The sequence below is a fragment of the Modestobacter sp. L9-4 genome, from assembly GCF_019112525.1.
In the GTDB taxonomy this organism is placed as follows: Bacteria; Actinomycetota; Actinomycetes; order Mycobacteriales; family Geodermatophilaceae; genus Modestobacter.
In genome coordinates, this window is sequence record NZ_CP077800.1 from 1,974,895 (window position 1) to 1,987,440 (window position 12,546).

A 12,546-nucleotide genomic window follows, 5' to 3' on the forward strand; every position below is an offset into this window, starting at 1 on the left:
TGCTAGCTTTCAGCTAACGCAGTGAGCCAACGGGCTCCCGGACGCCTGGAGGCAGCCATGACCACCACCCTGACGATCGACACCACCCCCGCAGTCGTGGGCGTGGTCACCGGCCGTCCCCGCACCTGGCTGCGGACCGAGGGGCTGGCCCTCGCCGTGGCCGGGCTCGTCGTCCACGGGACCACCGGCGCGCCGTGGTGGCTGGTCCCGGCACTGTTCCTGGTGCCGGACCTGGCCGCGTTCGGCTACCTCGCCGGCAACCGGGTGGGCGCCTGGAGCTACAACCTGGCGCACACCGCACCCCTGTCGGTGGCCCTGCTGACCGCGGGCCTGGCCTGGGACGTCACCGCGCTCACCGTCGCCGGCGCCGTCGGCCTGGTGCACATCGGCCTGGACCGTGCACTGGGCTACGGCGTGAAGTACGACGAGGGCTTCGGTCACACCCACCTCGGGATCAAGGAGCCGGGCGCCGGGCACGCCCACCGCTGAGCCGTCAGCACCCACCGCGCCTGACCTGCTGACCATCCGCAGGTCAGGCGCGCGTACGGCGTCGCTAGAGACGACTTCCGCCAGGTTCTTGACTGATCGGTCAAGTACGGCCTAGGGTTTGTGACCAGTTGGTCTACAACCTTAGCGGAGGCTCGTGATGGACGCAGCACTGAACGGCAAGACGGCCCTGGTGACCGGCGGTACCTCGGGGATCGGGCTGGCGGTCGTCCGCCGGTTCGTCGAGGAGGGCGCGCACGTCGTCGTCACCGGACGGCGGCAGGCGCAGCTCGACGCGGTCGCGGCGGAGTTCGGCGACGCGGTGACGGCCGTGCGCGCGGACGCCTCGGACCCCGCCGACGTGGCGACGCTCTTCGAGGCCGTCGCCGCCCGCGGGACCGGGCTGCACGCCGTGCACGTCAACGCCGGCATCGGTGAGTTCAAGCCCCTGGCCGACGTCACGCCCGAGGACATCGACACCGCCTTCGGCACCAACGTCCGCGGCACGACCCTCACGGTGCAGGGAGCGCTGCCCTTCCTGAGCGAGGGCGCGGCGATCGTCGTGACCGGCTCGACCGCCGCGTCCGGCACCGAGCGCAACTTCGGCCTGTACGGCGGGTCGAAGGCGGCGGTCGCGACGCTGACCCGCACCTGGGCGGCAGAACTCGCACCGCGCGGCGTCCGGATCAACACGATCATCCCCGGGCCGACCGAGACGCCCGGCTTCAAGGGGTTGCTCCCGGGCAACGGGGACGCGCTCGTGCAGCAGGTCGCCGCCGGGCTGCCGTTCGGCCGGCTGCTCCGTCCCGAGGAGGTCGCCGCCGTCGTCCTGTTCCTGGTCTCCGACGCCAGCTCGGGCATGACCGGCAGCGAGGTCGTCGTCGACGGCGGCTCCACCATCGCCTGACGCCCACACCGCCACCCACCAGCACCCCAGCCACCAGCACGCCAGCCACCAGCGAGGAGCACACCCGTGACCGACCACGCCACACCCGTCCCGTTCGAGACCGAGCGCGAGCTCGCGCCGCTGCCCCTGCTGTGGGCCCGGGCGCTCGACGAGGGCGACGCCGGCATCCTGACCGACCTGCTCACCGACGACGTCGTCGTCGACCTGACGCCCGCCACGACCAGGATCGGGCTGGACTTCCCGGTCCTGACCGGCCGCGAGACCGTCGTCCCGACGATGATCGGGTCCGTCGGCCCGCTGGACACCATGCACATGGTCTCCAACGTCACCTACCGCGCCGCCGGCGACGGCTGGGTGATCGAGGCCTACGCGTCGGCCCAGCACTTCCTGCCCGGGGAGGGCCCGGACAGCACCAGGACGCGGCACGTGCTGATGGGCAACACCTGGACCTTCGACGTCCGCCCCACCCCGGAGGGGCCGCGGGTCGCGCGGTTCACGATGGACACCCGGTGGCTCGAGGGCGACCCGACCGTCCTGCTGGCGGCGATCTCGTGACCGCGGCCCGCACGCCGACCGAGGCCGCGGAGGGCCGCGGCTGGCTCGGCGTCTCCTCCGTCGCGCTCGGCTCGTTCGCGATCGTCCTGTCGGAGTTCCTGCCGATCGGGGTCCTCCCGGCGATCTCGTCGGGCCTCGACGTCCGGATCGGGACGGCAGGCCTGCTGGTGGTCCTCACCGGGCTCTTCGCCGCGATCGCCGCCCCGGTGGTCACGGTGGCCACGTCCGCACTGGACCGCCGGCTCGTGCTCGCCGGCCTCAGCGCGCTGCTGGTCGTCTCCGACGCCCTCGCCGCGCTCGCCCCGTCGTTCGCCGTCCTCCTGGTGGCCCGGGTGCTGCTCGGGACCAGCCTGGGCGGGTTCTGGGCGGTCGGTGCCGGGCTCGCCGGGCGACTGGTCCCGCCGGCGGACGCCATCCGGGGGACGGCGGTCATCACGGCGGGGATCTCGGTCGCGACCGTCGTCAGCCTCCCGCTGGGCGCTGCGGTGTCCGCGCTCACCAGCTGGCGGGTCGCGTTCGTCATCGGCGGCGCGATCGGCCTGGTGGCGCTCGGTCTGCAGCTGATGACCCTGCCGAGGATGCCGGCCACCCATCGCGTGCGGGTCGCGACGCTCGGGGCGCTGTTCCGGGTCCCCCGTGCCCGGATCGGGCTCCTCGCGGCCGCGGTGCTGTTCTTCTCGCAGTTCGCGGCCTACACCTTCGTGTCGCCGTACCTGGAGGACGTCGTCGCGGTCGGCCCCGGGACCGTCACCCTCGCGCTCCTGCTCTTCGGGATCGCCGGGATCGTCGGCAACTTCGTGATCGGCGCACTGCTGGGCCGGAGCCTGGTGGGCACGACCGCGGCCGCGGAGATCGTGCTCGCCGCGACGGTCCTGCTGCTCCCGAGCCTGGCGCACTCGACCCCCGGGGCGGTCGCACTGGTCGCGGTCTGGGGCTTCGTGTGGGGCGGCCTCCCGCTGGCGATGCAGACGTGGATGTCCACCGCCTCCCCGGCCGGTGCGGAGACCGGGCTGTCGCTGTTCGTCACCACCATCCAGCTCGTCCTGGCGGCGGGTTCGGTGCTCGGCGGCGTGGCGGTCACCTCCTGGGGGATCGACGCCGACTTCCGGCTCGCCGGGGTGGTCGCGCTGGTCGGCGCCCTCGCCTTCCTCGCGCTGGGCTCCCGGAGCCGGGCGGTCGACCCCGTCGGGAGCCCGGGCGAGGACGCAGATCCCCGCGAGAGCACGGAGGCCGCGGCGCCGAGCCGCTGATGGAGTCGGAGTCCCTGCGGTCCAGCCCACGTCCCCTGGAGTCCCCATGAACGCCTCCCCCGCCCCCACCACGAGCCTCGACCTCGGGGGCGTCACCCTCACCTACGTCCCGGACGGCGAGTTCCGCGCCGAGCCCGGCGTGGCCTACCCGGGCGGGCACGAGGACCTGTTCACCGACGGTCTCGACGTCCTCGACGAGGACGGCATGCTCGTCCTCAGCGTCGGCGCGGTCCTCGTCACCACCGGGGACCGGCGGGTCCTCGTCGACGCCGGCATCGGCGCCCGGACCATCCCCCTCGTCCGGCCGGGGACGTCCCGGGACGCGTACATGCGCGGTGGCGCACTGCTCGAGAACCTGCGCGAGCTGGGGGTCCGGCCCGAGGACGTCGACGCCGTCCTGCTCACCCACCTGCACGCCGACCACGTGGGGTGGATCGGCGACGAGTCCGCGGACGGCGTCCCCACGTTCCCGAACGCGGAGTACTGGCTCAGCGAGGACGAGTGGGACGCCTGGGCGGGCCCGGGGCAGGAGGGTGACGCCGTCGGTCCCCGGCCGCACGAGCTCCGGATCATCGGCGCGCGGCGGCGGCACCTGGTGGAGGGCTCCGAGCCCGTCGAGGGGGTCACGGCCGTCGCGACGGTGGGGCACACGCCGGGGCACACGGCCTTCTCGGTGCAGGGGACCAGGCGCCGGGCGTTCATCGTCGGCGACGCCGTGCACTGCCCCGCCGAGGTCCTGCACCCGGACCTGAGGTGGGTCGGCGACCACGACGCGGCGACGGCCGTCCGCACGCGGACCGACATCGCCGACCGCGTGGCCCGCGAGGGCGCCGTCCTGGTCGGTCCGCACTTCCCGGACGCGGTGTTCCGCCGGTACGACCCCGCAGCGACGCCGTCGCTGACCCCCCACCCGCTCTGACGGCGGACGGGACGATCGTCTCGTCGTCGTGCGGGATGATGGAGGGAGCGGTCGAGGACTCGAGGAGGAGGACGACCATGGCCAGACCCCGCACCTTCGACGAGGCGGACGTCATCGCCCGTGCCCGGAAGGCGTTCGCCGAGACCGGCTTCGCGGGCACCTCGCTCGACGCCCTCCTCGAGGCGACCGGCCTCGCCCGGCAGAGCCTGTACAACGCCTTCGGCGGCAAGAGGGAACTGTTCATGCGGGCGTTCCTCAGCGATGCCGCCGAGGCCGTGGACGCCGTCGAGTCGATCCGGCACGGCGCGGACAGCCCGATCACCCGCATCCGCTCGCAGCTGGTCAAGGTCGCCGTCGAGCACGGTTCGGCGCAGGCCCCGCCGTCCCTGTTCACCAAGGCCGCCGTCGAGCTGTCGGCGCACGACCCCGCCGTCGCCTCGACGGTGGCGGCCGCGTTCGAGACGATGCGGACGCACTACGCCGCCTGCATCGCCGACGCCCAGACCGCCGGGGAGATCGACACCACCGCCGACCCGGACTCCCTCGGGGCCTACTTCTGCGCGGTCATCGAGGGCATGTCCACCCTGGGCGGGTCGGGCGTTCCCCGGGCGACGCTGCTGGACATCGGGCTGACCAGCATGGCGGCCATCCCGATCACCGACCTCGGCCGCGACCACCTCGGCACCGACGACGGCGACTGGTCCTGAGGCAGCCTCGTCGGCACCTGCTCCGGTGGTCGTGACGCCGCGTCCCCGGAGCGCCTAGCGTCGTCGGGGTGAGCGCACCCGTGCAGCCGTCGCCCGTCCCGAGCACCCGATGACCCGCGAGCCCGCGATCTGGGATCTGCTCGTCGTCGGCGGCGGCACCGCCGGGATCGTCGCCTCGACCACCGCCGCCTCGCTCGGTGCCCGCGTCCTGCTGGTCGAGCGGGAGCGCACCGGCGGCGACTGCCTGCACACCGGCTGCGTGCCGTCGAAGGCACTGCTGGCCTCGGCGACCGCGGCGGCCGACGCCCGCGGCGCAGCCCGGCTGGGGGTCGACGTCTCCGGCGTGACGGTCGACTTCGCCCGGGTGATGGCGCACGTGAAGGCGGCGATCACCACGATCGAGCCGGTCGACTCACCCGAGACGCTGCGCGGCAAGGGCGTCACCGTCCTGGCCGGCGACGCGGTGTTCACCGGCCCCGACCGGGTCACCGTCGACGGGCGGGAGGTCCGGTTCCGGGCCGCGGTGATCGCCACCGGCTCCGGCCCGGCGCTCCCGCCGGTCCCCGGGCTGGCCGGGGTCGAGCCGCTCACCAACGAGAGCGTCTGGGACCTCGACGTGCTGCCCGCCCGGCTGGCGGTGCTCGGCGGCGGGCCGATCGGCTGCGAGCTGGGCCAGGCGTTCGCCCGGCTCGGCGCCGAGGTCACCGTGGTCAACTCCGCCGACCGGCTGCTGGCGGTGGAGAGCGCGGAGGCCTCCGAGCTGGTCACCGCCGCGCTGGTGCGCGACGGCGTCGACGTGCGCACCGGTGCCCGGGCGGTCGCCGTCACCGGCGGCCCCGACGGCGGGTCGATCGCGCTCGCCGACGGCGGCTCGGTGCCCTTCGACCGGCTGCTGGTCGCCGTGGGCCGCCGGGCGCGCACCGAGGGTCTGGGCTGCGCGGCCGCGGGGGTCGAGCTGGCCGAGGACGGCAGCGTGGTCGTCGACGACACCCTGCGCACCGCCAACCCGCGCATCTGGGCGGCCGGCGACGTCACCGGCGGGCCGCGGTTCACCCACGTGGCCGGCGTGCACGGCAGCCTCGCCGCCGGCAACGCGGTGCTCGGCCTGCGCCGCCGGGTCGACCCCGTCGTCCCCCGGGTCACCTACACCTCCCCCGAGGTCGCCTCGGTCGGCACGAGCCCGGACGACGCTGAGGCGGCCGGGCTGACCGTGCGGCGCGTCCCGCACACCGAGATCGACCGGGCCATCGCCGAGGACCTCACCGCCGGCTCCACCACGCTGGTGCACGACCGGCGCGGCCGCCTGCGCGGGGCGGTCGTCATCGGCCCCCGCGCCGGGGAGACCCTCGGCGAGCTGACCCTCGCCGTCCGGCAGGGCCTGCGCACGCAGGACGTCGCCGGCACCACGCACGCCTACCCGACCTACAACGACGGGGTGTGGAACGCCGCGATCGCCGACGTCCGCGGGCGGCTGCAGGCCCCCGCCGTCCGGCTGGCGCTGCGCGGGGTGGTGCGGCTGCGGCGGCTCAGCGCAGGGCGCGGTGACCGGCCCACATCCGGTGGGCGGCGCTGACCCCGACCACGACGGCCCACACCCAGGCCACCTGCCAGGCGATCGCGGGCAGCAGCAGCCACAGCGCGTGCACGACCACCGTCTCGGTGCCCTCGGCCAGCCCGCCGAGGAAGGACAGCGAGCGGCCGTCGTCGATCTGCCGGCCGGCCCGCTCGGCAAGGGAGGAGAAGGCCAGGAACGCCGCGCCGTTGACGTAGTAGGCGAGCAGGACGGCGGCGAACGGCTCCCACGGCGCGTCCGTCGTCCGGACGACGCCCAGCGCGACGCCGAGCACGCCGGAGCCGTAGACGAGGAAGTCGGCGGTGATGTCGAAGAACCCACCGGCCCCGGCGTCCCCGGGGCGGCCGGCGGCCTGGCGACGGCGGGCCAGCGGGCCGTCGAGCCCGTCGGCCAGCCGGGAGGCCAGCCACAGCAGCAGCGCCGGGACCCACCACGCGGCAGCCGCAGCACCGGCGCTGGCCAGGCCCAGCACCAGGCCGGCGGCGGTGATCCGGTCGGGGCTGATCCCGGGGCGGTCGAGGACGCCGGCGGCCCGGGCGAGCGGTGCGTCGAGCACCCGGCGCGCAGCCGCGTCGAGCACCCGGCGCCTCCTGTCCCCCGACGCCACGCTGGCGGTGCCCCGTGCGTGGCGGGGTGTCATCCGGTAGGGCACGATCCTGTCGCAGCTCCGGGACGGCGGCCAGTCCGGTACGACGCCTGCTCGCGAACACCCACCGACCGGGCCCCTCGCCCGGCACCCGACGCAGGAGGCAGCCGGTTGTCCGGAGTCCGTCGTCCGAGCAGGTCCCCCCTCCGCGCCGTCGGCGTCGCAGCCGCCCTCACCGTGGTGCTCGCCGGCTGTGCCGCCCCGGACGCCGAGGCGCCGGTCGCCCAGCAGCGGTCGTGGGACGACGTGAAGGCGGAGGCGAAGGGCCAGACCGTCGCGCTGTGGATGTACGGCGGTGACGACCAGGGCAACGCCTACGTCGACGACGTGCTCGCCCCGGCCGCCGCGGAGCAGGGGGTGACCCTGAAGCGGGTGCCGATCGCCGACACCGGCGACGCGGTCAACCGCATCCTGTCCGAGCGGCAGGCCAACGTCACCGACGGCGAGGTGGACCTGGTCTGGGTCAACGGCGACAACTTCGCCACCGGCCGGCAGGCGGGCGCGTGGCTGTGCGACTGGACGTCGATGCTGCCGAACATGGCGGGCACCGACCCCGCCGACCCGCTGCTGACCACGGACTTCGGCAACCCGGTCGACGGCTGCGAGGCGCCCTGGCACAAGGCGCAGTTCAGCCTGGTCTACGACTCGGCCAAGGTCACCGACCCGCCGACGTCGCTGGCCGGGGTGCTGGACTGGGCCCAGGCCCACCCGGGCCGCTTCACCTACCCCGCGCCGCCGGACTTCACCGGCTCGGCGTTCCTGCGCGAGGCCCTGTACAGCGTCTCCGGCGGCGTCAGCAAGGTGCCGCTGGCCTTCTCCCAGGACGACTTCGACTCCCTCACCCCGCCGCTGTACGACCGGCTGAAGACGCTGGCGCCGTCGCTGTGGCGCGGCGGGGACACCTACCCGCAGTCGCAGGAGGAGCTGGACAAGCTCTACGCCGACGGTGAGGTGGACATGACGATGACCTACGGGCCGGCCACGCTCAAGGACCTGGTCGCCAAGGGCACCTTCCCGGCCACCACCCGGGTGCTGCCGCTGGAGGAGGGCACGCTCGGCAACGCCAGCTTCCTGGCCATCCCCTCCACCTCGGGCTCGCAGGCCGGTGCCCAGGTGGTCGCGGACCTGGCGCTCTCGCCGGAGCAGCAGCTGGCCAAGGCCCAGCCCGACACGTGGGGCCAGTTCACCGTGCTGGACATGGACCGCATCGGCGACGCCCGCGCCGGGTTCGACCAGCTGCCGGCCTCCGACGTCGTGCCCTCCTACGAGGAGCTGTCGAAGAACGCCCAGCCCGAGCTGTCGGCGGCCTGGGTCCCGCCGCTGGACGACGGATGGCGCCGCGAGGTCGCGGCCGGGTGACCGCCCGGGCCGAGCCCCGGTCCGGCCGGGCCCTGCTGCTCGTCCTGCCGGCGCTGCTGCCGGTGCTCGTCGTGGTCGGCGCCGCGCTGGTCTCGGCGGTGCTGCTGAGCCTGGGCCTGACCCCGCTGGTCGGGGTGCCCCGGCTGTCGCTGGACGCCTGGCGGGCCGCGGCGCCCGACCTGGGGACGTCGACCCGGCTGTCCCTGGCCATCGCGGCCGGCTCCACCGCCGTGGCCGCCGCTGTCGGTCTGGCCCTGGCGCTGGCAACGACGGCGGCGGTGCGGCGCAGCAGGCTGCTGGCCACGCTCAGCGCGCTCACCGTCCCGGTGCCGCACCTGGTCGGGGCGGCCGGCATGGGCCTGCTGCTGGCCGACGCCGGCTTCCTCCCCCGCCTGCTGGGCATCGCCCCGGGTGACTGGCCGGCGCTGGTGGGCGGCCGCTGGTGGGTCGCGGTGGGCGCGGAGTACGCGTGGAAGGAGTCCGCGTTCATCGCCCTGGTGGTGGCCGGGGTGCTGTCCACCCGGGCGGCGTCCTACGCCGAGACCGCCGCGCTGCTGGGCGCCGGCCGCTGGGCGCGGTTCCGGCACGTCACGCTGCCGCTGGCCGCCCCGGCGCTGGCCTCGGCGGCCGCGGTGAGCTTCGTCTACACGCTGGGCTCCTACGAGGTGGCCGCACTGCTGGGCCGCCCGTACCCCGAGCCGCTGCCGGTGATCGCCGTGCGGCTGTTCACCTCCATCGACCTCGCCGCCCGGCCGCAGGCCGCCGCGGTCGCGGTGACCACCTCCGTGCTCGGGCTGGTCGTGGTGCTCGCCTCGCTGCGGTTCCTGCGCCGGCTGGCGGCCGAGCAGTGACCGCGCCGGTGGTGGCCTCCCGGGCCGGCCGGGGTGCGCTGGTGGTCTGGCTGGTGCTGCCCCTGGTGCCGCTGCTGCTGTGGGCGTTCGCCGACCGGTGGTCGGCCCCGGCACTGCTGCCCCAGGCCTGGGGCAGCAGCGGGCTGCGCGAGGCCCGGGCGCGGGGCCTGGGCGCGGCCCTCGGCCGGTCGACCGTGCTCGGCCTGGCGGTCGCGGTGCTGGCCACCCCGCTGGGTGCGCTGGCCGGCCGGGCGCTGACCACCCGGGGCGTGCCCGCACCCGGTGCCCTGCTGGCCGTGCTGCTGTCCCCGCTCGTGCTCCCCCCGTTCGCCGTCGCGCTGGGGCTGGACGTGCTGCTGCTGCGGCTGCGCGTGCCCGGCGAGGTCGGGGTCGTGGCGCTGCTGACCGTGGCCGCGGTCCCGTACACGACGATCGTCATGCGCGCGGCGTACGCCGCCCACGACCGCCACTACGAGGAGGAGGCCCGGGTGCTCGGCGCGACCGCGTGGCAGACCGTGCGCGCCGTCCAGCTGCCGATGCTGGCACCCGCGCTGGCGGGCGCGGCCTTCCTGGCGTTCCTGGCCGGCTGGAGCGACTACGTGGTGACCCTGCTGGTCGGCGGTGGCCGGCTGGTCACCCTGCCGGTGCTGATCGCCGCGGCGGCCTCGGCGACCGGCAACGACGCCCAGGTCGCGGTGCTGGCGCTGACCTCCGTGCTGCCGCCGGTGGTGCTGCTGCTGGTCGTCGGCTCGATCGGCCGGCGGGCACGGCGGTGAGCGGCGCGCTGCAGCTCACCGGGCTGACCCGGCTGCACGGGACGGTGCCCGCGCTGGCGGACCTCACGCTCGCCGTCCCGGCCGGCTCGTGCGTCGCCGTCCTCGGGCCGTCGGGCTCGGGCAAGAGCACGGTGCTGCGGCTGACCGCCGGGCTCGACGCCCCGACCAGCGGCAGCGTGCACCTCGACGGGCGCGACCTGGCCGGTGTCGTCCCCGAGCGGCGCGGCATGGCGATGGTGTTCCAGCGGCCGCTGCTGTTCCCCCACCTGTCGGTGCGGGACAACGTCGGGTTCGCCGACCGGGTGCGCGGGGTGCCCCGTCGGCGCGCCCGCGAGCGCGCCGAGCACTACCTGGACCTGGTGCAGCTGGCCGGCTACGGCGGCCGGCCCGCGCGGGCGCTGTCCGGCGGGCAGGAGCAGCGGGTGGCGCTGGCCCGTGCGCTGGCCGCCGAGCCTGCGGTGCTGCTGCTCGACGAGCCGTTCAGCGCCCTGGACACCGCGCTGCGCGCCGAGATGCACGAGCTGGTCGCGGGCCTCCGCCAGCGCGTGGACACCACCGTCCTGCTGGTCACCCACGACCCGGCCGAGGCCGACGTGCTGGCCGACACCGTCGCGGTCCTCGACCACGGCCGCCTGCAGCAGCACGGCCCGCTGCGCGAGCTCTACGCCGCACCCCGCTCGCTGGCGGTCAGCCGGCTGCTGGGCGGGCGCACCGAGGTGCCCGGCACGGTCTCCGGTGGCCGGCACTCCTCCGCGCTCGGCGTCCTGTCGCTGCCCACGCCGACGCCCGACGGTGCCGGTGTGCTCGTCGTGCGGCCCGAGGCGGTCACCGTCACGGCACCCGGCGACCCCGGCGCCGACGTCCGGGGCACGGTCGTGCGGGTCCGCCGGCGCGGGCTGCGCGCCCTGGTCACCGTGGAGGTCACCGGCCCGGGCGGGACGACGACCGTCGACGGCGAGCTGGCCCCCGGGGAGGAGCTGCCGGTCGGGGCGCCGGTGGGGCTGCGGCTCCCCCTCGCCGACCGGTGCGTCGTGCCCCCGGCCGGCGACGCCGTGCCCCCGGCCGGCGTCCCGGTACCGCCGTCAGACGACGGTCAGGGGTAGGAGCCTCCGCAGCTCGACGTTCTCGGCGATGTCGAGCACCGAGTGCTGGGCACAGGCGGGCACCAGCTGGCCGGTCTCGGGGTGCGACATCGAGTAGGTGCAGGCGGCCAGCCGCTCCTGGGTGGCCAGCAGCTGCGGGTCGGTGGCCGTCTCGCCGCGCTGCATCATCGCCCAGGCCGGGCCCACCTGCTCGGCGTCCATGAAGCTGTGCACCTCGAAGGTCATCAGTCCCAGCTTCCCCTCCCGGGCCGCCGTCACGACGGTGCGCAGGCCGCCGACGCGGCGGACGGTGCGGGCCGCCCAGCGCAGCGCCACCGGCAGGTCGCCGGGGTGGTGACGGAGCACGCGGGCCAGCTTGACCACCAGCAGCAGCGGCGGGGTGCCGCTGAAGGCCACGCCGCCGTAGTGGGCGAAGAACCGGTCGCGGGCCGCGCGGTCGGCCGCGTCGTCGGGGTGGACCACGCCGTGCCAGTGCCCGTCGACCATGAACCCGAAGGCCACCCGGTTGCAGCGCGGGTCGCCGAACTCGATGCCCTCGTGGGGCACCCGGTGGCCGAGCCCGGCCTCCAGCTGCGCCCACACCGCGTCGACGTCCACCGCGGTGTAGGACTCCTTCCAGCGGCGGTCGTCGCCCACGTGGGCGGCGGGCTGGAAGCTCATCATCGAGAAGCCCATGGGCAGCACGGCGCGCACCGTCTCGGCGACCTGGTCGAGGTTGGCCGGGGTGACGGTCATGTTGTGGGCCAGGTAGTACTTGAGCCCGGTCTCCGCGGCCAGGTCGCGGAACATCTGCACGAAGCGCTGGCGGAACGGGTTGAGCTCGGCCTCGCTCTTCGGCTTCACCGCGCCGCGGCGGCCACGCATGAGCATGTCGAAGTGGGCCGCGAAGCTGATCCGGTCGAAGCGCAGCGCGCCGTCGTCGTCGGTGACCAGGGCGCGCAGGTACTCGGGGTCGAAGTCGCCGTGCGTCATCGACATGGGCGAGCGGCCGTGGGCGCGCATCGTCTGCAGCGCGGCGGCGTGCGCGTCCGGCGGCAGCAGGCTCACCTCGCCGCCGATCAGCTGGGCGTGGGCGTAGGGGCCGCGGCGCTCCTCGAGGTAGGCCATCTGCGCCTCGATCTCGCGCACGGTGTGCTCACCGTCGACGCGGACCTTGTTGGCGTCGGCCGAGTGGTAGCAGGGCGTGCAGGTCAGGTTGCACTTCGGGAAGACGCCGTGGGTGCCCTCGCAGCCCACCGCGTGCTGCCCGAGGCTCTGCGCCGGGGTCTTCACGTGGTCCGGCAGCGCCGCCCAGCGCTCAGCCAGCGCCGCCTCCGTCGCCGGGTGCACCGGCCGGGTCCGCGCGGCGAGCTCCCGCACGTGGGCCCGCATCCGCCTGAGCATGGTCATGACCGTCTCCTGTCGCGCGCAGCAC

At 75.4% G+C, this 12,546-nt stretch carries 13 protein-coding genes; 11 read left to right on the forward strand and 2 right to left on the reverse strand.

The window, feature by feature from the left end:
• Window positions 1-57: 57 nt before the first annotated feature.
• From KUM42_RS09340 to KUM42_RS09370, 7 genes are all read left to right on the forward strand, one after another.
• Complete coding sequence (locus KUM42_RS09340; RefSeq protein WP_237496488.1) at window positions 58-489, forward strand: DUF4260 domain-containing protein; 432 nt, start codon at window positions 58-60, stop codon at window positions 487-489.
• Between the two features lie 157 nt (window positions 490-646).
• Complete coding sequence (locus KUM42_RS09345; protein WP_237496489.1) at window positions 647-1,393, forward strand: SDR family NAD(P)-dependent oxidoreductase; 747 nt, start codon at window positions 647-649, stop codon at window positions 1,391-1,393.
• 66 nt (window positions 1,394-1,459) lie between these two features.
• Window positions 1,460-1,948 carry a nuclear transport factor 2 family protein gene (locus KUM42_RS09350; protein WP_237496490.1) on the forward strand — a complete coding sequence of 163 codons (489 nt, stop codon included), beginning with the start codon at window positions 1,460-1,462 and terminating at the stop codon, window positions 1,946-1,948.
• Window positions 1,945-3,198: an MFS transporter gene (locus KUM42_RS09355; protein ID WP_237496491.1), complete on the forward strand. Its 1,254-nt coding sequence runs from the start codon at window positions 1,945-1,947 to the stop codon at window positions 3,196-3,198. Before KUM42_RS09350 ends, KUM42_RS09355 begins: the two co-directional genes overlap by 4 nt.
• Before the next feature lie 46 nt (window positions 3,199-3,244).
• On the forward strand, window positions 3,245-4,117 hold the full coding sequence (locus KUM42_RS09360) for an MBL fold metallo-hydrolase (protein WP_237496492.1): 873 nt from the start codon (window positions 3,245-3,247) through the stop codon (window positions 4,115-4,117).
• Between the two features lie 77 nt (window positions 4,118-4,194).
• A complete protein-coding gene (locus KUM42_RS09365; protein ID WP_237496493.1) occupies window positions 4,195-4,824 on the forward strand; it encodes a TetR/AcrR family transcriptional regulator in 630 nt (209 codons plus the stop codon).
• Between the two features lie 109 nt (window positions 4,825-4,933).
• Complete coding sequence (locus KUM42_RS09370; protein ID WP_237496494.1) at window positions 4,934-6,397, forward strand: NAD(P)/FAD-dependent oxidoreductase; 1,464 nt, start codon at window positions 4,934-4,936, stop codon at window positions 6,395-6,397.
• Here KUM42_RS09370 and KUM42_RS09375 read toward each other — a convergent pair.
• A complete protein-coding gene (locus KUM42_RS09375) occupies window positions 6,351-6,977 on the reverse strand; it encodes a CDP-alcohol phosphatidyltransferase family protein (protein WP_237496495.1) in 627 nt (208 codons plus the stop codon). The genes KUM42_RS09370 and KUM42_RS09375 overlap by 47 nt on opposite strands.
• A gap of 177 nt (window positions 6,978-7,154) precedes the next feature.
• Here KUM42_RS09375 and KUM42_RS09380 point away from each other — a divergent pair, with 177 nt between their 5' ends.
• From KUM42_RS09380 to KUM42_RS09395, 4 genes are read left to right on the forward strand one after another with little or no spacing between them, the layout of a single operon-like run.
• A complete protein-coding gene (locus KUM42_RS09380) occupies window positions 7,155-8,402 on the forward strand; it encodes an ABC transporter substrate-binding protein (RefSeq protein ID WP_237496496.1) in 1,248 nt (415 codons plus the stop codon).
• A complete protein-coding gene (locus KUM42_RS09385; RefSeq protein WP_237496497.1) occupies window positions 8,399-9,253 on the forward strand; it encodes an ABC transporter permease subunit in 855 nt (284 codons plus the stop codon). Before KUM42_RS09380 ends, KUM42_RS09385 begins: the two co-directional genes overlap by 4 nt.
• Window positions 9,250-10,029: an ABC transporter permease gene (locus tag KUM42_RS09390; RefSeq protein ID WP_237496498.1), complete on the forward strand. Its 780-nt coding sequence runs from the start codon at window positions 9,250-9,252 to the stop codon at window positions 10,027-10,029. The genes KUM42_RS09385 and KUM42_RS09390 overlap by 4 nt, the downstream gene beginning before the upstream one ends.
• A complete protein-coding gene (locus tag KUM42_RS09395) occupies window positions 10,026-11,132 on the forward strand; it encodes an ABC transporter ATP-binding protein (protein ID WP_237496499.1) in 1,107 nt (368 codons plus the stop codon). Before KUM42_RS09390 ends, KUM42_RS09395 begins: the two co-directional genes overlap by 4 nt.
• Here KUM42_RS09395 and KUM42_RS09400 read toward each other — a convergent pair.
• Complete coding sequence (locus tag KUM42_RS09400; protein ID WP_237496500.1) at window positions 11,112-12,521, reverse strand: radical SAM domain-containing protein; 1,410 nt, start codon at window positions 12,519-12,521, stop codon at window positions 11,112-11,114. The two genes, KUM42_RS09395 and KUM42_RS09400, sit on opposite strands and share 21 nt — an antisense overlap.
• Between the last annotated feature and the right edge of the window lie 25 nt (window positions 12,522-12,546).

What these genes read in the sequence shown, in the direction of transcription:
- KUM42_RS09360 (WP_237496492.1), top strand. Translation starts at nt 3,245, where the DNA reads ATGAACGCCTCCCCCGCCCCCACCACGAGCCTCGACCTCGGGGGCGTC.
- KUM42_RS09365 (WP_237496493.1), top strand. Translation starts at nt 4,195, where the DNA reads ATGGCCAGACCCCGCACCTTCGACGAGGCGGACGTCATCGCCCGTGCC.
- KUM42_RS09340 (WP_237496488.1), top strand. Translation starts at nt 58, where the DNA reads ATGACCACCACCCTGACGATCGACACCACCCCCGCAGTCGTGGGCGTG.
- KUM42_RS09400 (WP_237496500.1), bottom strand. Translation starts at nt 12,521, where the DNA reads ATGACCATGCTCAGGCGGATGCGGGCCCACGTGCGGGAGCTCGCCGCG.
- KUM42_RS09345 (WP_237496489.1), top strand. Translation starts at nt 647, where the DNA reads ATGGACGCAGCACTGAACGGCAAGACGGCCCTGGTGACCGGCGGTACC.
- KUM42_RS09370 (WP_237496494.1), top strand. Translation starts at nt 4,934, where the DNA reads ATGACCCGCGAGCCCGCGATCTGGGATCTGCTCGTCGTCGGCGGCGGC.